This window comes from Flavobacterium sp. (genome assembly GCF_027531905.1).
In the GTDB taxonomy this organism is placed as follows: Bacteria; Bacteroidota; Bacteroidia; order Flavobacteriales; family Flavobacteriaceae; genus Flavobacterium.
The window spans coordinates 1-26,339 of record NZ_JAPZSU010000035.1 but is presented as its reverse complement, the minus strand read 5'-3'; the positions used below and the strand labels follow the sequence as shown (position 1 = coordinate 26,339).

At 35.0% G+C, this 26,339-nt stretch carries 24 protein-coding genes and 1 pseudogene; 16 read left to right on the top strand and 9 right to left on the bottom strand.

The genetic code is table 11. The features are described from left to right. Nucleotides 1-214: 214 nt before the first annotated feature. Complete coding sequence (locus O9307_RS09555) at nt 215-403, bottom strand: DUF5522 domain-containing protein (protein ID WP_078212576.1); 189 nt, start codon at nt 401-403, stop codon at nt 215-217. Between the two features lie 101 nt (nt 404-504). Here O9307_RS09555 and O9307_RS09550 point away from each other — a divergent pair, with 101 nt between their 5' ends. From O9307_RS09550 to hemL, 4 genes are all read left to right on the top strand, one after another. Then, the gene (locus tag O9307_RS09550) at nt 505-846 is read left to right on the top strand and encodes a hypothetical protein (RefSeq protein ID WP_298298275.1); all 342 of its coding nucleotides are present in this window, start codon (nt 505-507) and stop codon (nt 844-846) included. 111 nt (nt 847-957) lie between these two features. Further along, on the top strand, nt 958-1,848 hold the full coding sequence (locus O9307_RS09545; protein ID WP_298298272.1) for a pyridoxal-phosphate dependent enzyme: 891 nt from the start codon (nt 958-960) through the stop codon (nt 1,846-1,848). Then, complete coding sequence (locus O9307_RS09540; protein WP_298298269.1) at nt 1,845-2,654, top strand: glucosaminidase domain-containing protein; 810 nt, start codon at nt 1,845-1,847, stop codon at nt 2,652-2,654. The genes O9307_RS09545 and O9307_RS09540 overlap by 4 nt, the downstream gene beginning before the upstream one ends. 88 nt (nt 2,655-2,742) lie before the next feature. Next, complete coding sequence (hemL, locus tag O9307_RS09535; RefSeq protein ID WP_298298266.1) at nt 2,743-4,029, top strand: glutamate-1-semialdehyde 2,1-aminomutase; 1,287 nt, start codon at nt 2,743-2,745, stop codon at nt 4,027-4,029. 57 nt (nt 4,030-4,086) lie between these two features. Here the strand turns inward: hemL and O9307_RS09530 are convergent, their stop codons facing one another. The 4 genes from O9307_RS09530 to O9307_RS09515 form a co-directional block, all read right to left on the bottom strand. Then, the gene (locus O9307_RS09530) at nt 4,087-4,533 is read right to left on the bottom strand and encodes a hypothetical protein (protein ID WP_298298263.1); all 447 of its coding nucleotides are present in this window, start codon (nt 4,531-4,533) and stop codon (nt 4,087-4,089) included. Nucleotides 4,534-4,603: 70 nt separating this feature from the next. After that, on the bottom strand, nt 4,604-6,139 hold the full coding sequence (gene nadB / locus O9307_RS09525; protein ID WP_298298260.1) for an L-aspartate oxidase: 1,536 nt from the start codon (nt 6,137-6,139) through the stop codon (nt 4,604-4,606). Next, nucleotides 6,139-7,068: a quinolinate synthase NadA gene (nadA, locus tag O9307_RS09520; RefSeq protein ID WP_298298257.1), complete on the bottom strand. Its 930-nt coding sequence runs from the start codon at nt 7,066-7,068 to the stop codon at nt 6,139-6,141. Before nadA ends, nadB begins: the two co-directional genes overlap by 1 nt. Nucleotides 7,069-7,232: 164 nt before the next feature. Beyond that, nucleotides 7,233-7,451 (bottom strand): hypothetical protein, encoded by a 219-nt coding sequence (locus tag O9307_RS09515; protein WP_298298254.1) that lies wholly within the window; start codon nt 7,449-7,451, stop codon nt 7,233-7,235. Nucleotides 7,452-7,633: 182 nt separating this feature from the next. Here O9307_RS09515 and O9307_RS09510 point away from each other — a divergent pair, with 182 nt between their 5' ends. Continuing rightward, entirely contained in the window at nt 7,634-7,816 is a 183-nt protein-coding gene (locus tag O9307_RS09510) for a hypothetical protein (protein WP_298298251.1), read from the top strand. Nucleotides 7,817-7,884: 68 nt separating this feature from the next. On the opposite strand, the gene lysS is transcribed toward O9307_RS09510, so the two are convergent. The 3 genes from lysS to O9307_RS09495 form a co-directional block, all read right to left on the bottom strand. Beyond that, on the bottom strand, nt 7,885-9,588 hold the full coding sequence (gene lysS, locus O9307_RS09505; RefSeq protein WP_298298249.1) for a lysine--tRNA ligase: 1,704 nt from the start codon (nt 9,586-9,588) through the stop codon (nt 7,885-7,887). Between the two features lie 150 nt (nt 9,589-9,738). After that, complete coding sequence (locus O9307_RS09500) at nt 9,739-10,746, bottom strand: hypothetical protein (protein ID WP_298298247.1); 1,008 nt, start codon at nt 10,744-10,746, stop codon at nt 9,739-9,741. A gap of 14 nt (nt 10,747-10,760) precedes the next feature. Next, nucleotides 10,761-11,996 (bottom strand): hypothetical protein, encoded by a 1,236-nt coding sequence (locus tag O9307_RS09495; protein ID WP_298298244.1) that lies wholly within the window; start codon nt 11,994-11,996, stop codon nt 10,761-10,763. A gap of 180 nt (nt 11,997-12,176) precedes the next feature. Between O9307_RS09495 and O9307_RS09490 the strand changes: the two genes are divergently transcribed. The 3 genes from O9307_RS09490 to lipB all read left to right on the top strand — a co-directional run bounded on the left by O9307_RS09490 (nt 12,177) and on the right by lipB (nt 14,516). After that, complete coding sequence (locus O9307_RS09490; protein WP_298298242.1) at nt 12,177-12,911, top strand: hypothetical protein; 735 nt, start codon at nt 12,177-12,179, stop codon at nt 12,909-12,911. A 139-nt stretch (nt 12,912-13,050) separates the two neighbouring features. Further along, nucleotides 13,051-13,797 carry a hypothetical protein gene (locus O9307_RS09485; protein ID WP_298298240.1) on the top strand — a complete coding sequence of 249 codons (747 nt, stop codon included), beginning with the start codon at nt 13,051-13,053 and terminating at the stop codon, nt 13,795-13,797. An 11-nt stretch (nt 13,798-13,808) separates the two neighbouring features. After that, nucleotides 13,809-14,516 carry a lipoyl(octanoyl) transferase LipB gene (gene lipB, locus O9307_RS09480; RefSeq protein ID WP_298298237.1) on the top strand — a complete coding sequence of 236 codons (708 nt, stop codon included), beginning with the start codon at nt 13,809-13,811 and terminating at the stop codon, nt 14,514-14,516. A 27-nt stretch (nt 14,517-14,543) separates the two neighbouring features. On the opposite strand, the gene O9307_RS09475 is transcribed toward lipB, so the two are convergent. Continuing rightward, nucleotides 14,544-15,203 carry a ribonuclease HII gene (locus O9307_RS09475; RefSeq protein WP_298298235.1) on the bottom strand — a complete coding sequence of 220 codons (660 nt, stop codon included), beginning with the start codon at nt 15,201-15,203 and terminating at the stop codon, nt 14,544-14,546. A 198-nt stretch (nt 15,204-15,401) separates the two neighbouring features. Here O9307_RS09475 and O9307_RS09470 point away from each other — a divergent pair, with 198 nt between their 5' ends. The 8 genes and pseudogenes from O9307_RS09470 to O9307_RS09435 form a co-directional block, all read left to right on the top strand. Beyond that, entirely contained in the window at nt 15,402-18,431 is a 3,030-nt protein-coding gene (locus O9307_RS09470; protein WP_298298232.1) for a SusC/RagA family TonB-linked outer membrane protein, read from the top strand. Then, on the top strand, nt 18,352-19,875 hold the full coding sequence (locus O9307_RS09465) for a RagB/SusD family nutrient uptake outer membrane protein (protein ID WP_298298230.1): 1,524 nt from the start codon (nt 18,352-18,354) through the stop codon (nt 19,873-19,875). Before O9307_RS09470 ends, O9307_RS09465 begins: the two co-directional genes overlap by 80 nt. Before the next feature lie 70 nt (nt 19,876-19,945). Further along, on the top strand, nt 19,946-21,805 hold the full coding sequence (locus O9307_RS09460) for a S8 family serine peptidase (RefSeq protein ID WP_298298228.1): 1,860 nt from the start codon (nt 19,946-19,948) through the stop codon (nt 21,803-21,805). A gap of 229 nt (nt 21,806-22,034) precedes the next feature. Continuing rightward, a complete protein-coding gene (locus O9307_RS09455; protein ID WP_298298225.1) occupies nt 22,035-23,912 on the top strand; it encodes a putative porin in 1,878 nt (625 codons plus the stop codon). Nucleotides 23,913-23,923: 11 nt separating this feature from the next. Beyond that, nucleotides 23,924-25,285 (top strand): pyridoxal-phosphate dependent enzyme, encoded by a 1,362-nt coding sequence (locus O9307_RS09450; RefSeq protein ID WP_298298223.1) that lies wholly within the window; start codon nt 23,924-23,926, stop codon nt 25,283-25,285. 1 nt (nt 25,286) lies between these two features. Further along, complete coding sequence (locus O9307_RS09445) at nt 25,287-25,772, top strand: 3'-5' exonuclease (protein ID WP_298298221.1); 486 nt, start codon at nt 25,287-25,289, stop codon at nt 25,770-25,772. A 61-nt stretch (nt 25,773-25,833) separates the two neighbouring features. Further along, nucleotides 25,834-26,280 (top strand): DUF2851 family protein, encoded by a 447-nt coding sequence (locus O9307_RS09440; protein ID WP_366100352.1) that lies wholly within the window; start codon nt 25,834-25,836, stop codon nt 26,278-26,280. Beyond that, nucleotides 26,249-26,339 (top strand): annotated as a pseudogene (locus O9307_RS09435) (IS1595 family transposase); the annotation flags it as partial. The gene O9307_RS09440 and the pseudogene O9307_RS09435, both read left to right, overlap by 32 nt.

The following is a 26,339-nucleotide window of genomic DNA, read 5'->3' as shown; positions in this document are numbered from 1 at the left end:
GATTCTGTATTGTAAAGAAACGATATCCATTTCTAAGAGTTTTTTATGTTTTGAGTTCAATCATTTCATCGAGACTAGTTAACTTTTGTTAACCGGCTATTGCTACAATCTGCTTTCTATTTTATTCAATCTGAACACTAAAAACTGAGCACTGATGACTAATTTCTGCCTTCTTCAATCTGCTTTCTGCTTTCAATTTTCTAACCTCTAACTTCTAACCTCTGTCTACCTTCTTAAAGCCTCCCGTTTTCTTATCATAGCCATACGGACAATGACGGCAACCGCTTTTGCAGCAATAACCTCTTTTTAGGTGATGCTTTTCGGTAAAACATTTATAGCCTTCGGGAGTAAAGTAAAAATCTTCACCCTCGATTAGTTTATTTTCATTACTTTGCTCTAACATAAGCGACTTGTTTTTTGGGGATGTTCGTGCTACTAGAACGAATGGTGTTTTCCTTAAATAAAAGGCTGCAACAGTTGCAAATCTATAAATTTTAAAGCGAAATGATTCTTATTGTTGCTAAATATTTAATTCCAAAAGGATATAGCGGTCTCGCTGCTTTTCCGTTTGTGCTAGTTAAAAAAGCAGGATACAAAGAGAATCGCATTTTCATCAATCACGAAAAAATACATTTGCGACAACAACTCGAATTGCTGATTGTGCCTTTTTTTCTTTGGTACAGCCTAGAGTTTTTAATCCGTTGGTGTTACTATCAAGATAAAAATGTAGCGTATCGCAACCTTAGTTTTGAACGCGAAGCTTATGCCAACGAATCCAATTTGGAGTATCTCGAAACTAGAAAGTATTTTAGTTTTTTAAACTATTTGCAAACAAAAAGAAATTAAAAGCCTATTTAACCGCAAGGTTTGCAAAGAAAGCGCAATGACCGCAAAGCTTAGTGAACTTTGTGTAAATCTTTGCGAACCTTGCGGTTAATTTTATAAAATCCATACACTTTGAATCAAAAAATAACATACGACTTGCCCAATGGAATTACTCTTGAAATAAAAAGGGAAGATTTACTTCATCCGTTTGTCTCAGGCAATAAATTCCGAAAACTAAAATACAATGTAGTGCAAGCCAAAGCCGAAAATCATTCGGTTTTACTCACTTTTGGAGGTGCTTTTTCCAATCATATTGCTGCTGTGGCTTATGCTGGAAAAGAACAAGGTTTTGAAACCATTGGTGTGATTCGAGGAGAAGAATTACGCGATAAAATTGCAGAGAATCCAACTTTGTCTTTTGCCCAAGAATGCGGCATGCGTTTTGAATTTGTTACCAGAGAGGCCTATCGTCATAAAACCGACGCTGCTTTTATCGCACAACTGCAAGCACAATTTGGATCTTTTTATTTGGTTCCCGAAGGCGGCACCAACGATTTGGCCGTCAAAGGCTGTGAAGAAATCCTAACGGAGCTTGATGCCGATTTCGATTTTGTTTGTAGTGCTGTTGGAACGGGAGGAACCATTTCGGGACTCATTAACAGTGCTTTGTCACATCAAAAAATTTTGGGATTTCCAGCGTTAAAAGGGGATTTTTTACAAGATGAAATTCGTAATTTTGTACAAAATAAAAATTGGGAGCTACAAACCGATTATCATTTTGGAGGGTACGGTAAAGTAACAACCGAATTTATCGAATGGATCAATTGGTTTTATGCGCAAACGGGTATTCCGTTAGACCCAATTTATACTGGGAAAATGGTTTTTGGCGTTATGGATTTAATCCAGCGCAACTATTTTCCTCCAAAATCCAAAATTCTGATGATTCACACGGGTGGACTCCAAGGAATTGCGGGAATGAATGCCAAATTAAGAAACCAAAACAAACCGATTTTAATACTATGATAAAAAAAATTTTCTGCCTAATGGTATTGCTGTTTTTGGTAAGCTGTAACAGTACTAAATCGCCAACACAAAATAATAAAAAAAACTCTAGTAGTACTAAAAAAACAATCGTTTATTCCAAGAACTCATCAGCTAATGGAGTTGCCACTAAAAGATTAGAGGTGGTCAATCAGTACATCGAACAATACAAAGGTATTGCGATGAGCAATATGAAAAATTTTGGCATTCCTGCGAGTATTATTTTGGCACAAGGAATTTTAGAATCAGGTGCTGGGAAAAGCAGTTTGGCAGTTAATTCCAATAATCATTTTGGTATCAAATGTCATAATGATTGGGAAGGAGAATTTGTACACCATGATGATGATTCAGAAAAAGAATGCTTCCGAAAATATAATGATCCAGCGGGTTCGTATAAAGATCATGCTAAATTTTTGACAACCAAAAAACGATATGCCTCTCTTTTTTCATTGGCAAAGGGAGATTATGTGGCTTGGGCCATGGGATTGCGAGCCGCTGGATATGCCACCGATCCGTTGTATCCTGAAAAATTAATTGCTTACATTGAACGCTATGATTTGCATCAGTACGATAGTCAGGTTTTGGGCAAAAGTGTGGTGAATGCTCCCGTTTCGAATCGAGTAGACAACCAAGTGGTAAACGGTGATGGCACGTTGTATGAAGTCCAAAAAGGCGACACATTGTATTCCATTTCCAAAAAATTCAATGTTTTGGTCGAAGATTTACAACGCAACAACAACTTAACAGACAACGCGATTTCGATTGGACAAAAATTGATTGTGAAGTAGGTTTTCGGTTATCAGTTTTCGGTTTTCAGTTATCAGTTGTTGGAAGCAATAAAAAACAGTAATAATAATCTTAAAAGTCTAGAATAATATGATATATCAAAGAAGCAGTCAGCTTTTTGCTGAAGCGGAAAAAGTAATTCCAGGAGGCGTAAATTCACCAGTACGAGCTTTTAAAGCCGTGGGTGGCACTCCGATTTTTGTACAAAGAGCGAAAGGCGCGTATTTATATGATGAAGATGGTAACCGTTTGATTGATTACATTAATTCTTGGGGACCCATGATTTTGGGTCACGCCTACGAACCCGTTGTGGAGGCACTAACGGAACGTGCCAAATTAGGAACTTCTTTCGGAATGCCTACAGAATTGGAAACCAAAATTGCTGCTTTGGCAGTTTCGATGGTACCAAATATCGATAAAATTCGTTTTGTGAATTCGGGGACAGAAGCTTGTATGAGTGCCATTCGTTTGGCGCGTGGCTTTACCAAAAGAGATAAAATCATCAAGTTTGCAGGTTGCTATCACGGTCATTCCGATTCGTTTTTGATTGCAGCAGGTAGTGGCTTAAGTACTTTTGGAGTACCGAATAGTCCAGGTGTAACCGAAGGAACCGCAAAAGATACTTTGCTAGCTCGTTACAATGATTTAGAAAATGTTAGCGCTCTCATTGCTGCCAATCCCAATGAAATTGCAGCAATTATTGTAGAGCCTGTTGCGGGAAATATGGGTTGTGTACCACCACTCAACGGATTCTTAGAAGGTTTACGTGAGTTGTGTTCGGCTAACGGAATTTTATTGATTTTTGATGAGGTGATGACTGGCTTCCGTTTGGCAGCAGGTGGTGTTCAAGAATTATATGGCATTCAAGCGGATATCGTTTGTTTTGGAAAAGTAATTGGTGGCGGATTGCCAGTTGGTGCTTTTGCTGCTCGTGAAGAAATTATGAATTATCTAGCGCCACTAGGCCCCGTGTATCAAGCTGGAACCTTATCTGGAAATCCGTTAGCGATGGCGGCTGGATTGGCAATGTTAGAGTCATTAAACAACGACAGAACAGTATTTCAACGATTGGAAGAGAAAACCGCTTATTTAGAAGCAGGAATTCGTAAAGTACTTACTGCAAATGGTGTGGTTTTTACAATCAATAGAGTAGGTTCTATGATTTCTGTTCATTTTGATGCAGAACCTGTAGTCGATTTTCAATCGGCTGCTAAAGGAGATAATGCAACCTTTAAGAAATTCTTTCATGGTTTGTTGAACGAAGGGATTTACATTGCACCATCGGCTTATGAAACTTGGTTTATTACCGATGCGTTGACTTATGATGATTTGGATTTGACCATTCAAGCTATTGATAAAGTATCGAAGACTTTTTAAGAAATAGTAGCACAACAAAAAAGGGAGTTCTTTGCTGTAGAAACTCCCTTTTTTTTATTAATAATCACCTTTATGTCTTCGTCTTTCTTCTCTTTTCTCGAGCATTTTTTCTTTTCTAATTTCACGGTCGTTTTCCCATTTTGTGTATTGTTCTGGGGTTAAAATCGACTTCATTTTGGCATCATTTGCTTCTTTTTCGGCTTTCATTTTTTCAGCCATTTCTTTTCTTTCTTTGGCAGAAGCTAGTAATTGCTCCTCTTTTTTAGCTTCTCTTTTGGCTTTAAAATCAGCAGCTTTTTTTCCTTGTTCGGCCATTAACTTTTTAACTTCTTCTTGTTGTTTGGCATTCAAATTTAAATCAGTTGTCATTTTTTTCAAATGCTTCTCTTGACGTTGTTCTGGAGTCAATTTTTCCATTTCGTCACGATTAGGTCTTTCTCTTCTTTGCTGTGCGACACTGCTTAAGCTTACTACCAATAAGGCAGCCATAATTACTTTTTTCATCTTACTTTCGTTTTTTGATTTATACAGATAAGATGATTTTTAAAGAAAAAGGTTTAATGTTAACAAAAAATTAGCATCTTAAGTACTTGATTTTGAAAAAGCCACCGCGATTTTCTTCTCGTAACATTGAATGCTGTACAATTAGAATTCCAATGGTAATCAGATTCTTCAATTCATAAAAAGCGGTATTGCCTTGGTAATTTTGTTCGAGTTCTTGAAGTTCTTTTAGCCAATGTTTTAACTGTTTTTTGGCTTTCTTCAAATCGTGATTATTTCTCACGATTCCTGCGTGGCTTCGCATCAAAAGTTGTAATTCACTTTTTATTTGACTCAAAATAGAATTGGTAATCAAAGGCAAGCGGTCTTTGTAGCTTTTGAAGTAAACGGGTGTTTTGCTTACTTCTAGGTCAGGGTTTTCAGAAAGATAATCGTAAATCGCATTGGAATAAACCAAGGCTTCTAGTAGGGAGTTAGAAGCTAGTCTATTGGCTCCGTGCAAACCCGTTCTAGAGCATTCACCGCAAGCGAAAAGGCGCTCTACGGAAGTCTTACCATTAGCGTCTAGTACAATTCCGCCACAAAGATAATGTTGAGCAGGCACGACAGGAATCCAATCTTTTGTGATGTCGATACCAATGCTTTTGCAATGTTTGTAAATCATAGGAAAATGAGCGATAAACGCTTCCAAATCCAAGTGGGTACAATCTAGGTACACACAAGCATCTCCTGATTTTTTCAATTCAAAATCGATACTTTGCGAAATTATATCTCTCGAAGCTAATTCTTTTCTTTCGTCATAATCTTCCATAAAACGGCGTCCGCTTTTGGTACGTAGATAGGCGCCAAAACCGCGTACAGCTTCAGAAATCAAAAATTGAGTTCCATTGGAATTATGAAATAAAGCGGTGGGATGAAATTGAATAAACTCCATTTCGGTGATAGTGGCGTGAATACGGTTTGCCATAGCGATTCCGTCACCTGTCGCAATAATGGGATTGGTGGTATGTCCGTATACATTTCCTGTGCCGCCAGTGGCCAGCAAGGTATAATCAGCAAAACAAGGAAAAATAGTTTTGTCTTTTTGATTCAAAACTTGAACGCCCAAACAACAATTATCTTCTGCAATCAAATCGATGGCAAAATGATGGTCGAGCACCGTGATGTTTTCTTTTAAATAGACTTGTTGCAAGATAGCACGTTCAATTTCAAAACCTGTTTGGTCTTTATGATGTACCACTCGACTTTGGGAATGGCCGCCTTCTTTTCCTAAATCAAAATTACCTTGTGCGTTTTTGTCAAATTGTGCGCCCCAATGGATTAATTCTTGTAGGCGTTTTGGTCCTTCGGTGATGACTTTTCGAACCACGGCTTCGTCGCATAAACCATCGCCACAAATTAGGGTATCCTGAATGTGTTTTTCGTAGGAATCTTCTATTTTGTTGGTTACAATAGCAATGCCTCCTTGGGCATATTTTGTATTCGATTCTTCAGCATTGGATTTGGTAACGATTGTAATATTTTTTTCTGGAAAGCGAGTGGCCATTTTTAGGGCAAAAGTTAGTCCTGCCACACCAGAACCGATAATTAAATAGTTGGTTTGTGTCATTAGTTGGAGAGTTCAAGCATACGTTCGATAGGCACTAAAGCTTGTTTTCTAATGGCTTCAGGAACGATAATTTCGGGGGTTTCTTGGAGCAGACAATCATACACTTTTTGAAGGGTATTTACTTTCATATAAGCACATTCGCTACAAGCACAAGTGTTATCTTCTTTTGAGGGTGCAGGAATCAAGATTTTATTGGGTACTTCCTGTTGCATTTTGTGTAAAATGCTAGCTTCGGTAGCAACTATAAATTTATGAGAAGGATTATTTTTTGCATAAGTAATCATTCCGGCTGTAGAGCCAATGTAATGGGCTGTTTTTAAAATATGCGTTTCTGATTCTGGATGCGCAATGATTTCGGCATCTGGATTTTGTTTGTATAATTCTACTAATTTATCTAATGAAAAAGCTTCGTGAACTACACAGGAACCATCCCAAAGCAATAGTTCTCTTCCAGTTTTATTACTGATATATTTGCCTAAGTTTTTGTCAGGGGCAAAGATAATCGGTGTTTCTTTTGGAACTGATTCGACAATTTTTAGTGCGTTGGCAGAAGTACATACAATGTCGCTCAAGGCCTTTATTTCCGCTGAACAATTCACATAAGTAATTACCAAGTGATTTGGATGGGCTTCTTTGAATGTTTTGAAAGTATCAGCAGGACAAGAATCTGCCAAAGAACAGCCAGCATTGAGATCTGGTAAAATGACTTTTTTGGATGGATTTAAAATTTTGGCGGTTTCGGCCATGAAATGTACGCCAGCAAAAAGAATAATAGGTGCATCAACTCTAGTCGCTTCTTGGGATAAGCCTAAGCTATCACCCACATAATCAGCAATATCTTGTATGTCTGGTTCTTGATAATAATGCGCCAAAATAACTGCATTTTTTTCTTTTTTGAGGGCAACGATTTTTGCTTTTAAGTCTTCCATTTTTTCCTTTTTTTAAATCACTTTTTTTTAAAGGCGGTGTAAAAGTATTGTAATCCTCTTGGATTGCCAATGACAAATGTCAGGTTTAGAAGTGTTTCAAAAAGAGCGGTTAGTTTAATTCCGAATCACTATTTGGATGCTGGCTGTGGAAAGGGATTCCGAATCTAATTGGCGGTGGGAATAGCCCAATTTTTCAAGGAATGGGGCTTCATTTGCAAAATACTGAATATAGTATTTGCTTTGATAGCCTTTTGTTCCAAATAATGAACCATTGCTGTAAGGTCTTCTTTGGAAATTAAATCGGAATGGATGGTGGTGCGCACTTCAAAAGTAATGGAATGCGAGAGCAGCAATTCGAGGGATTGCTCGAAAGCATCGAACAAATTGGATTGGGTGATTTTTTCGAAAGTGTTGGGTAAGGGATTTAAAGTTTGCTGGTTTATTCTTCAGGTAATGTTAATAACTTAATGCAGTTTTAGTTTCTATAATTATTTAGGAGAAAGAAAGTTTTTGGGCTTTCTAAGCCAAATCCATAAGTATATGCTTACTAGTTTCGGTCAGGGTCATGATGGGTTCTGTTGATAAAAATGCCCTTGAAAATGGCGATGGATTGTATCATCAATTAATTGCGAACGGAGCTACTGTTTTATCCTCAGATAGGAGTAAAGAAGCGGGAGTTCAATTAGCAAAATATGCAAAAGACAACAAGCTACACTCGAAGCATATTAAAGAAGTAGTAAAAAAGTAATTTGTATAGAAACAACAAACCCGATAATAGGTCATATTATCGGGTTTGTTTTTATGATTAAGAAAAGATTACTCCTTCAATCGACAAGCTTTTACATCACCATCAACCACAACTTCGGTCATTCCAAGTGCAGAAAGGTTTTTCATCGCTTTGTCCCATTTTTTACCACTCAATTCGGATTTGATTTTTAGTAAACTAAATTCCATTTGATTGTCATTGGCTTGTAAAATGGCAACAATTACTTTTTCGTCAGCTTCTAATTCTATAGTTGCTTTTTTCTTTTCTGGTCGCATTTGTGGGAACAAAAGCACTTCCTGAATAGAGGCGTTATTAGTCAAGAACATCATCAAACGGTCCATTCCAATTCCTAATCCAGAGGTTGGTGGCATTCCGTATTCTAATGCTCTCAAGAAATCTTCGTCAATAGTTCCGTTGGCTTCGTCATCACCTTTTTCAGCCAAACGCATTTGGTCTTCAAAACGTTCTCTTTGGTCTATTGGGTCGTTCAATTCTGAGTAGGCATTGGCGATTTCTTTACCGCAAACCATCAATTCGAAACGCTCTGTTAATTCTGGATTATCGCGGTGTTCTTTACACAATGGCGACATTTCTTTTGGATAATCAGTGATGAAAGTCGGCTGAATATAATTTCCTTCGCATTTTGCGCCAAAAATTTCATCGATCAATTTTCCTTTACCCATAGTTTCATCCACTTCAATTCCCATACCTTTAGCAGCTTCAAACAATTCGGCTTCGCTTTTTCCAGAAATATCAAAACCTGTAAAGTGTTTGATAGCATCGGTCATCGTTACACGAGCATAAGGTGCTTTGAAATTGATAGTGTGTTCGCCAAAAGTCACTTCGCTAGTTCCGTTTACAGCCGTTGCACAATATTCTAATAATTGCTCTGTAAATTCCATCATCCAATTGTAGTCTTTGTAGGCTACATAAATTTCCATAGCGGTAAATTCAGGATTATGGGTTCTGTCCATACCTTCGTTACGGAAATTTTTTGAGAATTCGTACACACCATCAAAGCCACCAACGATTAGTCTTTTCAAATACAATTCATTGGCAATTCGCATATATAATGGAATATCCAAAGAGTTGTGATGCGTTATAAATGGTCTCGCTGCTGCACCTCCAGGAATGGATTGCAAAACAGGTGTTTCTACTTCTAAATACCCAGCTTCGTTAAAGAAGGTTCGCATCGCTGTGAACAATTTGGTTCTTTTGATGAAGGTTTCTTTTACGTGTTGGTTTACGGTCAAATCTACATAACGCATTCTGTAACGCAACTCGGCGTCGTTGAACGCATCGTGAATTTTTCCGTCTTCGTCGATTTTTGGTAAGGGTAAAGGGCGTAGGGTTTTGCTCAAAAAGGTAAAATGATCCACACGAATACATTGTGCACCTACTTTGGTAGTAAACAATTCTCCTTCAATACCAATAAAATCACCTAAATCGGTTAATTTTTTAAAAACTTGATTGTATAATGTTTTATCTTCTTCTGGGCATAAAACATCGCGATTTACGTACAATTGTATACGTCCTTCGCTATCTTGAAGCTCTGCAAAACAAGCTTTTCCTTGATCTCTCACACTCATTAATCGGCCAGCAACAATTACTTTCTTGCCTTCTTCAAAAGTTTCCTTTACTTGCTTTGAGGTATGATTAACTGGAAAAAGATTGGCAGGATAAGGATTGATTCCTAGATTACGTAGTGCTTGAAGTTTTTCTCTTCGGATAATTTCTTGTTCTGATAAGGCCATTATGTTCTTAATTTTAAGTCCGCAAAGATAAGAAAAGAATGCAGACTTCAGATTTTAGAATTTAGATTTTTTGGAACAGCTATTTGTCTTTCTGTTATTTTAAAACGAAGAGTTTTTATAAATAAAACGTATTGAAAAAATCAAGACATTTTATTTTTGTTCCGCAATAGTTGCTTTGTTTACTTTTAAAACTCTTATCACTTGATTGGTGTTGTCGGCCACAAACAAACGATCCTTTAGCAATGCACAATTAGTAATGGAGTTAAATGCATTTTCTCCCATAATATCCGAATTGTTGATGGTAGGCGTGTAATTTTGATCTAAAAAAACGTTTTTTGGATACAGGCGAATATAGTTGGTGTTTTTTATTTTTTCAGTTGTTATAGCCCATTCATCGCTGAAGACCACAGATAATGGAACGTTATCAGTTTGTGTTTTAGTATTAGGTAAAATAGGAACTTTCAACGAGTTGGTTGCGTTTTTCTCAATGTCTTTTAGATTGTAATGCAAAAAACCGTTGGCATTTTGTCCAGCAACGATTAAATTTCCATTGGCGATATCCATCGAATATATTTCTGTGTAGCCTTTTAGCGTATTTAATTTTGCGATTGGCGCTAAGTTCCAATTGCTAGTTTCTGTAATTTGTGCTGTTTGGAATACCTTAATTGAATTTTCTTTTTCTTTGACAAAAAGGAAACCATCTTTTGCTTTTAGTCCAAATACGTGAACAAAAGTTTGCCACCATTGTCCATTTCCAATCGTGTTGATACTAGATAGTGTTTTTTCGTCCAAAACAAAAACTCTAGAATCAATGCTGCCAAGGTAAATGCGGTCATTGTCAACAGAAATAGAAGATAACTTTGTGAACGGAATTGTGGTAGTTCCTTTTGTATAGCTTTTGAGACTTGAAAGATAAGATAAAGTTGTGGCGTCAAATATTTCAAGAACATCGCCGTTGCAAACGTATAATTTATTGTTAGCGATAGTGATGGCGTTAGCTTCTAAAGTGCCTTTTCCTCCAATAATTTGATTGGCTTTGATAGTTGTTTCGTTACTTAAGTAATAATATTGATAATTGGTAGGTTCGTAAACCGCATCAGAATCTTTACTGCAAGATGCAAAAACAAATAAGATGGCTATAAATAATTTTTTTTTCATTGGGATGCGTGATTTTAGTTCCATTTTCCTTCTCCTTTGTATTTAAGTAAGAAAGGGTTGTTAGGGCTGATTTTGAAAACGGGTTTTTTGTAATCTTTTTTGTTTAAATAGGTCGTTTTTGTCCACCCTTTTAGAATGTCAGGATCGATAAACGGAAGGTCGTTTAGATAAATCAAATATTTATAAAAGTGAGTGAGCATTTCTTGTTGTCCACCACCTTCACCACTATTGGCTAAATTGCTACTATGGCTAAATCCAATATGATGAGAATATTCATGTGACCAAACCGACATTTCACCTAACCAATGACCTGTGATATACCCAGATTCCCATTGAGAAGCCAAAGGTCCACCTCCCCAAGCACTTCCGCCTCCTACCATTGCTAGGTAAACGGTCCTAGAATCTAAGTAATTCCAGTAAATTTTTTCTATTTCGTCCTTGGTGTAATAATCATAAACTCCATTCGCATCATCAGTGTTGCCGTGCCAATTTAAAGCGCCATTTATAGGAGTTCCTGCTAAAATGGCTTGGTCTTGTTTGTATTTATCAAAATTGGTAAAGGTTTGGTAATATAAAGGATGACTTAAGGCATAGGAATAATTTATGATCATTGTGATGGCTTCTTTCGCTAGAACAGGATTCATAGGAAGGAATTTTCCATATTCATTGATGTGAAAGCCATCGTGAAATTGAACTAAATGATTGGATTTTATTTTTTTGAATTTGGCAAATAAAGGATCTGTTGAAGTGACAGAAAATTCAATAGATCCGGATGAAAATCCTTCTATTTTTTCAATAGTTACCGTTTTTCCGTTTTCTAATAGGTAATCATTTTTGCCAACAACTAAAGGGATTTGATGTACTGAGCGATGAAACGCAGGAATTTTGCTAAAGTGAAAGAGTACGAATTTGTTTTCGTAATTTGGGAGCTTAGCATAGATGTTCACGTCTGTCAAAGCAACAGGTGAATACAATGAAACTTGTACAGAATCTTTTCCTTTTAGTATGACTTGAAGGGGTTCGTTAACTCGAAACCAACGATCTTTTTTGTCATACATGAGTGCTGGGTCTTCGTTGTCTTCAAATAGGGTCATAGGCTTGTTGCCAGCAGGTAAATTTGTAGCATCAATACTTGATAAATAATTGGGCTGGTAGTTTTTGTAGTTTACGTCGGTTTCACAACCAATCAAAACTAAAACAGTGATGGTTAGTGTTAGAGAAATCTTTTTGTTTTTTAAAATGCCATGCATGGGTTAAGTTTATTAGGTTTAGGTGCGCAAATTTATTTTTTTATTTTGTAATCCTTTAGTGCAATATTTTTGTAATTCATAAATTTTATGCCTAGTGACTTTAATTCGTAATTGATTTAAAACATAGAAAATTTTTATCTATAAGTTATTTCTTTACATTTGGTTTATTAATTATAGGATATGAACAAAGAAAACATCTTTTTATTGGTTATATGTTTGCTCCTTTTAGTGGGGTGTCAAGTAACCGAAACGATAGTAGTAAATGCCGATGGAAGTGGTCAGGCTACTTTTGAATTGCACCGAGTAGAACAAAGTTATCAGCTGATAGCTGGTGAAGAGTATAATAAAAATGAAGCTTTTGAAGATACTACCTATGTTTTTGATGATTATATAAAAAAATATGATGGCACTTTTTCAAAGTTAACACCTGAAGAAAAGGCTGTGTTTAATGCCTACAAAGGTGTGCAGGTGCATATCAAAAAGAATTCTTTTGAAAAAGAGTTTCGAACCACCTTTAAGCAAGATTTTCTTCATCCTTCCAAAATTGCAGATTTGTATAAGACGCAGGAATATGTGAGTGACATTGTTCATAATTATGCTTTGAGTGCTGAAGAACATTATTACAAGGTCTCTTTTGAGTATTCAGGGAATCAATTTAAAAGGGTGGTAACAATTATTAGTGAGAAGTTTTTAAAGAAAAACCAAGAGGATTTAGTACAATATAAGTCTAAATTATCTCCTATGAAGTTGCATCAAAAATTAACATTCAACTATCATTTTCCTAAAAAGATACAGTCGGTATCAGTGGCAAATGCGAAAATAAGTCCGGATCAAAAATCGGTAGAAATTACTTTTGATCTGCTTGAAAGTTTGATAAATCCCGAAAGTACTGCTGTGACTGTTGAATTTGAATAAGTCTAAAATAGGTAAAGAGCTTGGCTATTTTGAGTTTGAGCAAGTGTTTTTAGTATCTTTGGCTCAAATTAAATGTGTACTACATTAAATGTAGTAATTTTTTCAAATGTGTCATTTTAGAGGTTAATACTATTGGAATATGAAAACCAAATTAATGTTTCTTGTTTTTTTGATCACTAGTTTAGTGACTAGTTGTACAGTGACCGAAAATATTTATGTAAATAAGGATGGCTCGGGAAAATTCAATGTTGATTTGGATGGGTCTAGTTTAATGGCGATGATGCCTAAAGATTCTTTGAAAAATGAGAAGAGCATTGATTCTACTTTTACTTTTAAGCAACTTTTAGCGGATAATAAAGATAGTATTGCCAAATTATCAATAGACGAGCAGCAACTGTTGAAAAAATTAGAAAATTTCAATATGCGTATGCAAATGAATCAAGAGCAAAAGCAGTTTTTGTTTTCGTTACAAACTAATTTCAAGAACGTCTCAGAATTACAAGATGCTATGACGGCAATCAATGCGATTAGTTTACTTCAAAATAAAGCTAATAAGGCAACTGAATTTGGGTCAGCTATTCCTTCAGAAGGGCTGGCAAACAACAATTCTACTTTGTCATATTCTTTTAAAGGAAATAAATTTACTAGAATTGCAGTTTTGAATATAGTCAAAAAAGAAACGCTAAATGAGGAAGCTGCTGAAATGAATAAAATGATTTTTGCTTCATCCAATTATATTGTAAAGTATCATTTTGCTAAACCAGTAAAAAAAGTTTCGAATACTTCAGCCTTATTTAGTGAGGACAGAAAAACAGTTACACTCCAGTATCCTTTTTCAGAATATATGGAGCATCCAGAAAAATTAAATTTAGAGGTTGAATTTTAGTAAAAGACAGCATGAATAGAACTATCCAACTTCAAGATTTAGGCAGTAAAGACTATAAAGCAACTTGGGAGTACCAAGAAGAATTGTTTAAAGGAATTGTCGACTTAAAAATTCAAAATAGGCGAGAGGAAACTAATTTTCCAACACCTAATTATTTACTTTTTGTAGAACATCCTCATGTGTATACTTTAGGTAAAAGTGGAGACATAAGTAATTTGCTTTTAAATCAAGGACAATTAGAAGCTAAGGGTGCTACTTTTTACAAAATCAATCGTGGGGGAGATATTACATATCATGGACCTGGGCAAATTGTGGGATATCCTATTTTGGATTTAGAAAATTTTTTTTCGGATATACATAAGTATTTGCGTTTTCTAGAAGAAGCTATTATTCTGACGTTACAAGAGTATGGTTTAGAATGTGGTAGAAGCGAAGGTGAAACGGGGGTTTGGTTAGGTGTTGGTACTCCTTTTGCGAGAAAGATTTGCGCTATGGGTGTTCGTGCTTCCCGCTGGGTGACTATGCATGGTTTTGCTTTAAATGTTAATGTTGACTTAGGTTACTTTGATAATATCATTCCATGTGGCATTCGAGGTAAGGCTGTTACCTCTTTGAATGTAGAACTTGGAGTAGAAGTTGTAGATGAGAATGAAGTGAAAGCAAAAATCCTAAAGCACTTTGCTGCATTATTCAAATGTGAGTTTTTTGAACAGCAATAAATAAATAGAAAGAAGCTCATTCTAAGTTTATAAATCCAAGCTGAGTTGTTCAGGCAATAATCTGAAACTCATTCTGTGGTATTTGGTCACGCCATATTTTTTTATGGCTTCTCGATGTTCTTGAGTAGGGTAGCCTTTATTCTTTTTCCAATTATACATAGGGAACTCTTCATGAATGCGATTCATGTACTCATCTCTGTATGTTTTAGCTAAAACTGATGCGGCAGCTATACTCAAATATTTGCCATCTCCTTTTATAATACTCGCATTGGGTAGTGTGCTTAAAAAACGAATTTCTTCCTCAGTAAATATTTTAATCCCTTTTTTAATAATGCCTCTTTTGGGTATAAAAGGAGCATTACCATCAATTATCACAGCTGATGGTTTTGGGGCCAATTTTACCACGCATTCTTGCATTGCTTTTATAGAAGCATTTAAAATGTTAATTTCATCAATCTCAAAAGGCTCAATATGAGTAACGGCATAGGTTAAGGCTTCATTTTCAATGATTTTCCTAAGTTTTTCCCGCGTTTTCTCTGTTAATTTTTTGCTATCATTAAGTAAAGAATTGTTAAAATGAAAGGGAAGTATTACAGAAGAAGCGGTTACAGGACCCGCTAAACAGCCCCTGCCAGCTTCATCACAACCACATTCTAAAATTTTCGTTAAAAAAAAAGGTTTTAGCATTAAATTGTTTTTGGCAAAAATATTGATTTATTTGTTGTTATTTTTTGTATACTAACTTTTTTATTGAGAATTATTTAAAATTTTCACATATAGCCATTGTTTTATAAACATTTGTTAATGGAATTATTTTGTTATTTGTTTGGTATATTAATAATTTATTATGATTTTTGTTGCATAACTAATTCAAACAATAATAATATGAGATCAAAATTCAAATGGATTTTTTCTTTGCTATTGGCGATGTCAATGCAATTTGTCTTCGCGCAAGAGAAGACTGTTTCAGGTACTGTTACAGACGAAACAGGAGCTGTACCAGGAGTTAATGTGGTTATCAGTGGTACTAAAACGGGTACTCAGACGGGTTTCGATGGAAAATATTCTATTAAAGCGAAACAAGGGGATGTACTTGTGTTTTCATTCTTAGGGATGGATACCCAAAGAAAGACTGTTGGTGCTTCTAATACTGTTAATGTTGAGATGAAAGCAGGAGTGGTTTTAGGTGAAGTGATAGTTCAAAATTTGGGATACTTTAAAAAAGATGCTAATAAAGTGTCTTCATCAGTATCTAATGTTTCTTCTGGTGAAATTACACGTCAATCTCCTACAATTACGGTTGTTAATGCTTTGCAAGGACAAGCTGCTGGTGTTCAGGTGACTGCTGCAAATGGAAAGCCAGGTGCAAATGCATACGTTTCAGTTCGTGGTGCTGTTAGTATTACTGGAGGCAGTTCTTCTGCGACTTATGTAGTCGATGGTGCGTTTGTTGGTGCTTCAGAGGCTTCAGCATTAAATGGTGCTGATATTGAAAGCGTAAGTATACTTAAAGATGGTGCTGCTGCTGCGATTTATGGTGTTCGTGGTGCTAATGGTGTTGTTGTAATTACAACAAAAAAAGGGTCTAATGCTAAAGCAAAATTTACATTTAATAGCTCATTTGGTTTTAGTGAAAAAATTGCTGATCCATTTACTATGATGAATGCAAATGACAAGATTAGATATGAAGGTTTAATTGGAGCAGGTGGTTCAGTTGGTGTATCTGCAACTCAATTGGCATTGCTTAAGTCATATGATCATAATTGGCAAGATGATTTGTTACAAAACGGATTTTTACAGAATAATGTTTTTTCTTATTCTGGGGGTAACGAGCAATTTTCTAACTATATGTCGGTTGCATATACTGCAGATTCAGGTATTATTAATGACTTAGATGGATTTAATAGAATTACAGCTCGTTATAATAGTGATTACAAAGCAAACGATGCAATAACAATAGGCTTTAATATTGGTGGTTCATACGAAAAATTTAATGAGCCAAGGGATCGTAATAATGCACAAAATCCTTTTAGAGCAATGTATGACTACAATCCTTACGAGCCTTATTATGCAAGAGATGCTCAAGGTAACATTGTAAATGATGTAAACGGTAATCCTGTTTTTAATACTAATTTAGCACAAGGATTTCCAATTGCTGAGGCAATTGTAAATAATCCAGAGCAACAGCGTTTTTTTAGATTATATGGAAGACCATATTTAGAAGTTAGGTTGCTTAAAGATCTTAAGTTCAAAACACAAATGAATATGAACTATGAAAGATACCAAAGAGAAGTTTTTACTAAACCGAATTCTTTTTTAGATTTAATAGTTGGTGACCCAACTGCTAGGGGTTCTAAAACGGATAATGGTCATGATGCGCTTGATTATCAGTGGACTAATAGTGTGAGTTATAAGTATTCAATTAATGATAAACATAATTTTGAAGCTACTGTATTGTATGAGTATTTTAAAACAAATTTCAGATCATATACAATGACTCGTAAAGGTTATGTTAATGGAGATTTACCAACAGCTGGTACAGCTGTAGTAGGTGTACCGTCTACTACGAGAACAGAGAACTCAACCCTTAGTTATTTTGCTAATGTTGATTATGATTATGAGGGTAAATACTTGGTGTCGCTTTATGGAAGACGTGATGGATCATCAGTTTTAGGTAAAAATAATAAATACGAATTTGCTAAAGGTGCTTCTCTAGGATGGAATATTAGTAAAGAAGGGTTTATGGAAGGTGTTTCATGGCTAGACAACTTAAAATTGCGTGCATCTTATGGTGAATTGAATTCAACAGCTGGAATTGGTAGTTATTCTGCCCAAAATCTATTTTCTACTACTCCATATGGTGGAAATATCGGAACAGTTTTGACTGGAAATACTGTTGGTAATGACAATTTGAAGTTTGAAAAAGCAATCAAAAACGAAGTTGGTTTAGAGGCTGCTTTCTTGAAAAATAGAATTACATTTTCAACCTCCTACTTTAATGATAAAAGAAAAGATTTTATTTATCAAGATCAAACAACAGTAGGGACTGCATTTGGTGCGCCAATTAATGCTGGTGACTGGACTTCAAAAGGTTTCGAATTAGAGTTGAAAGCATCGTTAATTAGAACTGATCATACAAATTTAACGGTTTACTTTAATGGGGCTGTAATTGATAGAAAAATAAATTTATTGAATCGCCCTGAAGACCCTAATAATCAATTACTTAGAGGTCTTACTGTTAACAAGGTTGGATATCAGCCAGATGAATTTTTCTTAGTTCCTTATGCAGGTGTTGATGTAGCTACAGGATTAGCGACTTATAAGAAATTAGATGGTTCTATAACATCAGTTTATACTGAAAATGACAGGGTTCTTAATGGTAAAACTCCATATGCAAAATATGAAGGTGGTTTTGGTTTCCAATTTTCACATAGAGGTTTTGATTTATCAACGGATTTCGTTTTCAAAGAAGGTAATTATATATATAACTACATGTGGCAAAATATGAATGCTGATGGTGCGTCACCAACAAGAAACCAAGCTGTTGATGCTTTTGATTTCTGGACACCAACTAATACAGGCGCTGTTAATCCAATTCCAAGACAAATTTCTGGAGTTAATTCGAATGTGACTTCAGATCGTTTTTTACAAGAAGGTAGTTATATCAGATTACGTAATTTAAATATTGGTTATACTTTTTCAAAGAAGTATTGGGCAAATCTACCTGTACAAGACATAAGAATTTTCTCGACAATGCAGAATCTGTTGACATGGACCAAATACATAGGTGATCCTGAAGTAGGTGTTGGTAGTGGAGAAACGTCAAGTTTTACAAATGCAATTCCGGGACAATATGCATTGTATTCTTATCCGACAGTTAAGTCGTTCCTTTTTGGTATTTCAATTAATTTATAATCTAAGTAAGATGAAAAAAATAATATATCTAGTTGCATTATCATTTGTATTAAATTCATGTAATGATGACGACATTACTTTTACACCATATAATTCAGTAAGTGAAGGTATTGTTTTACGTACAGCTTCCGATTTTGAAAATATGATTACAGGAGCTTATTCATATATGATAAAAAACGGTGGAGCTAATGGTTATGGCTCAGAGTTTGTTATTGATAGTGAAGTAATGACCGATAACTTAATTTTGATGGTCGAAGGTCGAAATACAAATGCGAACAGTTTTAGGTTAATTAATGTACCTAGTAGTTCATCGTTTGATTACTATGAAAGTGCTTATAGAGCTGCAGAAACTGCTACAAGAGCATTAGATCAAATTAATAATTTGCCAAAAGATGCTCAAAGAGATAATATTGAAGGGCAAGCATTATTTATTAGAGCTTTGAATAATTTTGATTTAGTACGTATTTATTCTAAAATTCCTACTCAATCTTCTGATGCCAATTCCTCATTGGGTATGCCATATTTAGATAAAGTAGATCCTTTTGCTAAACCTAGTAGAGGGACTGTTGCTGAATCTTATGCTAAAATTGTTACAGATTTAGAGAGGGCAAAAGCACTTATTGCTACAGCCAATCAAAATACTGCTGGTAAGGCAAATAGAGCTGCTGTTTGTGCTTTATTGTCTAGAGTTTATTTATATATGGGAGACTATGCTAAGGTTATCGAGAACGGTAATTTAGCATTGGCTGGAAATGCTGTTTGTCCTAGAGCAAGTTTTGTTGGTCTGTGGGATGATGTAAACTCTAGTGGTGTTTTGTTTAAACTAAGAATTGACCAAGTTGATGGTGTTACGCCTGGTGTTGTATTTAGCCAAACTGTTACTGCGGGTATTCGTTCAGAATATGTTGCACAGAAGAATGTTGCAGATTTGTTTTCAGCAACAGACATAAGAAAAGCGGCTTATTTTAGAACAAGTGCTTATAATGGTAACGTATATAATCACATCATAAAGTATGATGGACGTTTAACGGGGAACCCTGCTATTGTTGACATAAAAGTAATTCGTATTGAAGAAGTTCTTTTAAATATGGCTGAAGCACAGTATCGTATTAATGGTGGTGGTTTGGCATTTTTAGATCAAGTTCGTGCTCAACGCTACGCACCTTTCGTTTCAGGTGCTGAAACTGGGGTTGCTTTGTTTAATGCAATCATGTTAGAAAGAAGACTAGAATTAGCTTTTGAGATGGATCGTTTCTTTACCTTAAAAAGGTTAGGATTACCTATGGTGCGTAATGCTGTAGAAGGTGATTTTGCTAATGGTCTAGGTACAAAAGTAGAAGCTTCAGCACTTACAATACCAGCAGGGAGTACTAAATGGCAATTGCCAATACCTCAATCTCAAATAGATTTGAATAAAAACCTTATACAAAATCCTGGTTACTAGGTATTTAAGAGTAATATTAACCTCCCTTTCCTCCATCGGATAAGGGAGGTTTTTTTTAAAATGTTTGTGTATGAAAAAAATTTTATTTTTAGCTCTTTTTGTGCAAATTGCCTATGGGCAGTCGCAACTTGAAAGACAGAAGATTGTTGCTACTTATAATAAAAAAAAAATTGAAAATCTCAAAAGTAGTTATGAGTTTACTCATGCTAAGCAACAAAAGTTGATTACTGATTTCAAACGGTCAAATCGTTTTAGTAGGATGTTTAAAGGTTCACTAGAACGAATTGATAATGGTTTCCCAATTTTTTTTACAGAGGATAATGCAGAATCAGCGATCACTCTTGATGCTACAAGTTTATATGATGGGGGAAGTCTTGGCTTGAATTTAACTGGAAATGGTGTAGTAGCTGGAGTTTGGGACGGAGGAAAAGTACGTAACACACACCGAGAGTTTACTTCTGGGCGAGTTTTAGTTGGTGATGATGCTTCTTCACCAAGTGAGCATGGAACGCACGTAACTGGAACAATACTTAGCGCAGGTATTGATTCCCGTAGTAAAGGCATAGCTTATGGAGCAAGTGCTAAAACCTATTTCTGGGATAATGATTTAGGTGAAATGATTCAATTTGCAGGTGAAGGATACTTAGTTTCTAATCATTCCTATGGATATTCAATTACAAATTTGCAAAACTGGCGTTTTGGTACATATGATCAGACCTCTGTTGACTACGATAAAATTGCAGAGGTTATGCCTTATTATCAGATTGTAAAGGCGGCTGGAAATGATAGAAATTTAATTCATCCTCAAATTATAGCAAAAGGGGGGTATGATATGCTAACTGGTGCTGCTTTATCAAAAAATGTATTGGTTGTTGCTGCGGTTAATCATGTTCCATTATATTCAGGGCCGGGGAGTGTAGTAATTAGTTCGTTTAGTAATTGGGGACCAACTGATGACGGAAGAATTAAACCTGATATTTCTTCGAAAGGGCTTTCTGTTTATTCAACAACTGTTGCTTCTGATAGTTCTTATGGTTTGTTAAGTGGTACTTCTATGGCAGCTCCTTCTATAGTTGGCTTAATATGTTTGCTTCAGCAACATTTTAACAATATTAATAAATCTTTCATGAAATCGGCTACAGTTCGTGGTTTGATTTGTCATACGGCATTAGAAACCGGTGCTTCAATTGGGCCTGACTATGAGTTTGGCTGGGGTTTAGCCAATGCAAAAGCTGCTGCTAAACTAATTTCAAATAATGGGAGTAGTACTTTAATAACTGAGCAAACACTTAATAATAATACAATTTTTACTAGAAATATTAGTATTAGTACTTCGCAACCTTTGTCTGTTTCTGTTGCGTGGACTGATCCAGCGAGTACGGTAACTTCAGTAAGCGCTGCAGATGCGGATAACCGTGTTTCAAAGTTGGTGAATAATCTGGATCTTGAGATCACTAAAGATGGGGTTGTGTATTATCCATGGAAATTAAATCCAGATGTTATTTCACAACCTGCTACAAATAGCGGTCCAAATGATGTTGATAACATAGAGAAAGTTTTTATTGAAAATGCTGCGCCAGGTACTTATACTATTACGGTAAAACATAGAGGTACGTTAATTGGCGGTAGTCAAGAATTCTCATTAATTGCTGATGCAACTAATGGTTTGATATTATCAAGCAAAGATTTTTCTATTGAAAAATCTATTCAGATTTATCCAAATCCTGCACAAGATTTTGTTTCGTTTTCTTTGCCTTCAGAATTTAATCTTAAATCAATTAAAGTTTATGATGTTTTAGGTAAGGAGGTTTTGGCTACTAATGAATTTAGCAATAATCAATTGAGAATTGGTAGTCTTAACAAAGGGGTTTATTTAATAACTTTTGTTAGTGATGCTACTACTGTAACTTCAAAGTTTATTAAAGACTAACCTTAATTTAGAATATATCGTAAAGGATTAAGAACCTAATGGTTTTTAATCCTTTTTTTATGTTTTAAATCTTTATGATTTTGTTTGTGCAAAAAGTGATTATATCATTTATCTTTGCTGACTAAATTTGATTTCAAATTTCTAACATTTTATATTTTCGATGCGTATATATTTTTATATCCTTTTTTTGTTTGTTTCCTATATGGCTTTCCCCCAAGCTCCAAAAAGAATGAACTCTCAAAACGACAGTTCTAAATCGGTGGATACAACCAAAGTCAAAGTAGCCCCAATCGATTTGTATCGAATCATTACTTTGGATAGAGATACCACTTATATTGATACCTCTTTGACAATCAGAAAGGAGTATTCGCATAATTATTTACGAAAAGATAATTTTGGTCTTTTGGCTTTTCCGAATGAGGGGCAAACTTATAATACCCTTAATTATGGTTTAGTCAAAAATGATATTTTTCCAGAAATGGGGTTCAAAGCCAAGCATTTCAATTTTATGGAGGCCAATCAAATTAGATATGCATCTGTAGCTACTCCTGTAACAGAACTCTATTTTAAAACTACTATTCAACAAGGACAATCTTTAGATTCCTATTTCGCTGTTAATGTGAATGAAAATCTTAACTTTTCTATCGCTTATCGTGGGTTGCGATCTTTAGGAAGATACATCAACCAATTATCAAGTTCGGGAAATTTCAGGTTTACGACCAGTTATCATACTAAGGATTTTAGATATATTGCCAACGGGCATTTTACCTATCAAGATATTCTAAATGGCGAAAATGGAGGTATTACAACGGTTTCTGATTTTGAAGGTGAGGATCCAAACTATGATAATCGAGCACGTTTAGAGGTTTTCTTAACCGATGCAAAATCATTTTTGAAAGGTAGACGTTTGTTCTTGGATCACGAATTTAGAATCAATAAGAAAAAGGGAGCGAATAATTTATTGCTGAACCATCAATTCAATTACGAAAATAAATTCTTTGAATACAATCAAGCTACAGTAGCATCAACAGTAGGAAACTCTTCTGTTATGAGATTTGGAGATTCTTATTCTTCGAGCAATATCAACGACCAAACGCATTTTAATAAAATGTATAATCGAGTTGGCGCAGTTTATGAAAATACAACACTAGGCAGGTTTAATTTTTTCATTGATGATTTTAGAAGTAACTATTATTACAACCAAATTTTAATTTTAGCTTCAGACGTAATCCCGAGTGTGATAAGTGAAAAGATTAATAGTTTTGGTGCTCAATACAATTATTCAAAAGGAAAATGGAACGGTAAATTTTTGTATTCCCGATCTATTACTAATCAATCATTGTCTAATCTTGAAGCTAAAATGGTTTTTGACTTAGACGAGGATAATCAGTTTTCTTTTGAATACCAAAACAAAAATAAATTAGCCAATAACAACTATAATTTGTACCAATCCAGTTTCGTTAACTATAATTGGTCGAACAATTTTAAAAATGAAAAAATAAATAGCATTTTAGCTAATGCTACGACTCAATGGGTTAATTTTTCTGCTCAATACACCATTTTAAAAGATTTTTTATTTTTTGAAGATATAACGACTGCTGCTCAAAAGTTAGATAGACAACAGATTGTTGCGCCTAATCAGTATGATAAAACCATCAATTATTTATCAGTAAAAGCAAGTCGTGAATTCAATTTTGGAAAATTTGGATTTGATAATACCTTTTTATATCAAAAAGTAACTCAATCTGATGCAATTTTGAACGTACCCGATTTTACGCTGAGAAGTGCTTTTTATTTCTCAGATGCTTATTTTAAGAATAAAGCGTTGTATTTGCAAACGGGAATTGTGTTGAACTATTTTACATCGTATTATGCTAATGACTACAATCCAGTTGTTGGAGAATTTTTTGTGCAAAACGACAAGAAAATCGGAAACTTTCCGTTATTCGACTTTTTTGTAAATGCTAAAATTCAAAGAACACGTATCTATTTAAAAGCTGAGCATTTTAACTCACTTTTTTCTTCTAATAATTATTTTTCAGCTCCCAATACACCTTATAGAGATTTTACGGTTCGTTTTGGTTTGGTATGGAATTTCTTTAATTAATTTTTTCTCAAATGAAGTTTTCACAAAACATATTAGGTACTATAGGTAATACACCATTAGTAAAATTGAACAAGATTGTTAATGGAGTTGATGCTTTGGTTTTAGCCAAAGTAGAAACTTTCAATCCTGGAAATTCTGTTAAAGACAGAATGGCCATAAAAATGATTGAAGATGCCGAAGTCGATGGTCGTTTACAACCAGGAGGAACAATCATTGAAGGTACATCTGGAAATACAGGTATGGGATTAGCCTTGGTGGCAATTGTAAAAGGTTACAAACTGATCTGTGTTATCTCCGACAAACAATCCAAAGAGAAGATGGATATTCTTCGTGCAGTTGGTGCCAAAGTGGTCGTGTGTCCAACAGATGTAGAACCAACAGATCCACGTTCTTATTATTCCGTTTCCAAACGTTTAGCTGAAGAAACACCTAATTCTTGGTATGTGAATCAATATGACAATCCATCGAATGCTATAGCGCATTATGAGCAAACCGGCCCTGAAATTTGGGAACAAACCGAAGGAAAGATTACTCATTTTGTGGTTGGAGTTGGAACTGGAGGAACGATTTCGGGTGTTGCAAAATATTTGAAAGAGAAAAATCCAACGATCAAAATTTGGGGTATCGACACGTATGGATCCGTTTTTAAAAAATACCACGAAACAGGTATTTTTGATGAAAACGAAATCTATTCTTATATCACCGAAGGAATTGGAGAAGATATTTTGCCTAAAAATGTTGACTTTTCTCTAATTGATGGTTTTACAAAAGTAACTGATAAAGATGCGGCAGTTTATACAAGAAAAATTGCGCTTGAAGAAGGTATTTTTGTTGGTAATTCTGCTGGGGCAGCCATTAAAGGATTGTTGCAACTCAAAGAACACTTTAAACCAGAAGATGTTGTTGTAGTTTTGTTTCATGATTCAGGAAGTAGGTATGTTGGCAAAATGTTCAACGATGATTGGATGCGCGAAAGAGGATTTTTGGAAGATGAAATTACAAAAGCGGAGGATGTAATTAAAGATCATATAGATAAACCTTTAGTTATTGCAAGAACAGAAGAACTAGTATCTCACGCAATTGAGCGCATGCGTAAATATAAAATCTCTCAAATTCCAGTGGTTGATGTTACTGGATTTGTTGGGTCTGTAGATGAGTCGTTATTGTTTCAAAGTTATATTACTGATAAAAATACTGCCGATCGTCCTTTGAGAGAAATTATGGGAGCACCATTTCCAATTGTACCAATGGGAACCCCTATAGAAGAAGTGTCAAAATTATTCACTCGTGAAAATGCGGCTGTTTTGATTGATCTTGGGAATGGAAATCATCATATTATTACCAAATACGATATTATCGGATCAATAAAATAAAATGAGCACCTTCACTGCAATAGATTTTGAAACGGCGACGGCCTATCATCCCTGCTCGGTTGGAATTGTTACGGTCGAGGAGGGTATTATTGTAGATGAGTTTGTTACTTTGATTCAACCGCCAAATAATTTTTATAATCCATTCAACATTCAAGTGCACGGGATTTATCCCAGAGATACCGCAAATGCTAAAACGTTTGTAGAGGTTTTTCCAGAGATTGAAAAGCGCCTTAAAAATAGAGTAGTTGTAGCTCATAACGAAAGTTTTGACCGAAATGTGTTGTCCAAAACGATGGCTTTACACGGTCTGAATTATGAGGATTTAAATATTGGTTCCCGATGGGAATGCACCGTAAAAATTTATAAAGCCAAAGGATTTAAACCTGCAAAATTGAGTGACTGTTGCAGAATAATGAGCATTGCATTAGATCATCATGAAGCATTATCTGATGCTAGAGCTTGTGCTAAATTGTATCTATTGAAATAATTTTCTTTCATTTAATATTTTTTAATACATTAGTAGTCAATTCATTTGAATCGTCTACTATATGAAAGAAGATTTTTTGCATTATGTTTGGCAATACCAAAAGTTAACATCACTTGAGTTACAAACTGTCAAAGGAGAAACTATTTCGATACTGCATCCTGGATATTATTTAGAAACTGCAGGTCCTGATTTTTTCAATGCTCAAATCATAATTGCTAATCAAAAATGGGCAGGCAATATCGAAATCCATGTCAAATCTTCCGATTGGTATTTGCATAATCATGAACGTGATACAGCTTACAATAATGTCATTTTGCATGTAGTTTGGGAACACGATTCCGATGTTTTTGCTCCCAATAATCAAGAAATTCCAGTAGTTGAGCTCCGAAATTATGTTAATAAAGAGCTTTTGCTTTCATATAAGAATTTTAGAGCTGTAAAGATATTTTCTTATATTTCGGAAAACAAAAAAGGTTATGGAATCATTCAAAGGAGAAAGTATTATTGATTTTTTTGACACATTCAAAACAGACTTAGACTGTTTGGAATATTTGGCTTCAATAAAAT

What these genes read in the sequence shown, in the direction of transcription:
- O9307_RS09555 (WP_078212576.1), bottom strand. Translation starts at nt 403, where the DNA reads ATGTTAGAGCAAAGTAATGAAAATAAACTAATCGAGGGTGAAGATTTT.
- O9307_RS09550 (WP_298298275.1), top strand. Translation starts at nt 505, where the DNA reads ATGATTCTTATTGTTGCTAAATATTTAATTCCAAAAGGATATAGCGGT.
- O9307_RS09540 (WP_298298269.1), top strand. Translation starts at nt 1,845, where the DNA reads ATGATAAAAAAAATTTTCTGCCTAATGGTATTGCTGTTTTTGGTAAGC.
- hemL (WP_298298266.1), top strand. Translation starts at nt 2,743, where the DNA reads ATGATATATCAAAGAAGCAGTCAGCTTTTTGCTGAAGCGGAAAAAGTA.
- O9307_RS09530 (WP_298298263.1), bottom strand. Translation starts at nt 4,533, where the DNA reads ATGAAAAAAGTAATTATGGCTGCCTTATTGGTAGTAAGCTTAAGCAGT.
- nadB (WP_298298260.1), bottom strand. Translation starts at nt 6,139, where the DNA reads ATGACACAAACCAACTATTTAATTATCGGTTCTGGTGTGGCAGGACTA.
- nadA (WP_298298257.1), bottom strand. Translation starts at nt 7,068, where the DNA reads ATGGAAGACTTAAAAGCAAAAATCGTTGCCCTCAAAAAAGAAAAAAAT.
- O9307_RS09510 (WP_298298251.1), top strand. Translation starts at nt 7,634, where the DNA reads ATGATGGGTTCTGTTGATAAAAATGCCCTTGAAAATGGCGATGGATTG.
- lysS (WP_298298249.1), bottom strand. Translation starts at nt 9,588, where the DNA reads ATGGCCTTATCAGAACAAGAAATTATCCGAAGAGAAAAACTTCAAGCA.
- O9307_RS09500 (WP_298298247.1), bottom strand. Translation starts at nt 10,746, where the DNA reads ATGAAAAAAAAATTATTTATAGCCATCTTATTTGTTTTTGCATCTTGC.
- O9307_RS09495 (WP_298298244.1), bottom strand. Translation starts at nt 11,996, where the DNA reads ATGCATGGCATTTTAAAAAACAAAAAGATTTCTCTAACACTAACCATC.
- O9307_RS09490 (WP_298298242.1), top strand. Translation starts at nt 12,177, where the DNA reads ATGAACAAAGAAAACATCTTTTTATTGGTTATATGTTTGCTCCTTTTA.
- O9307_RS09485 (WP_298298240.1), top strand. Translation starts at nt 13,051, where the DNA reads ATGAAAACCAAATTAATGTTTCTTGTTTTTTTGATCACTAGTTTAGTG.
- lipB (WP_298298237.1), top strand. Translation starts at nt 13,809, where the DNA reads ATGAATAGAACTATCCAACTTCAAGATTTAGGCAGTAAAGACTATAAA.
- O9307_RS09475 (WP_298298235.1), bottom strand. Translation starts at nt 15,203, where the DNA reads ATGCTAAAACCTTTTTTTTTAACGAAAATTTTAGAATGTGGTTGTGAT.
- O9307_RS09470 (WP_298298232.1), top strand. Translation starts at nt 15,402, where the DNA reads ATGAGATCAAAATTCAAATGGATTTTTTCTTTGCTATTGGCGATGTCA.
- O9307_RS09465 (WP_298298230.1), top strand. Translation starts at nt 18,352, where the DNA reads ATGCAATTCCGGGACAATATGCATTGTATTCTTATCCGACAGTTAAGT.
- O9307_RS09460 (WP_298298228.1), top strand. Translation starts at nt 19,946, where the DNA reads ATGAAAAAAATTTTATTTTTAGCTCTTTTTGTGCAAATTGCCTATGGG.
- O9307_RS09455 (WP_298298225.1), top strand. Translation starts at nt 22,035, where the DNA reads ATGAACTCTCAAAACGACAGTTCTAAATCGGTGGATACAACCAAAGTC.
- O9307_RS09450 (WP_298298223.1), top strand. Translation starts at nt 23,924, where the DNA reads ATGAAGTTTTCACAAAACATATTAGGTACTATAGGTAATACACCATTA.
- O9307_RS09445 (WP_298298221.1), top strand. Translation starts at nt 25,287, where the DNA reads ATGAGCACCTTCACTGCAATAGATTTTGAAACGGCGACGGCCTATCAT.
- O9307_RS09440 (WP_366100352.1), top strand. Translation starts at nt 25,834, where the DNA reads ATGAAAGAAGATTTTTTGCATTATGTTTGGCAATACCAAAAGTTAACA.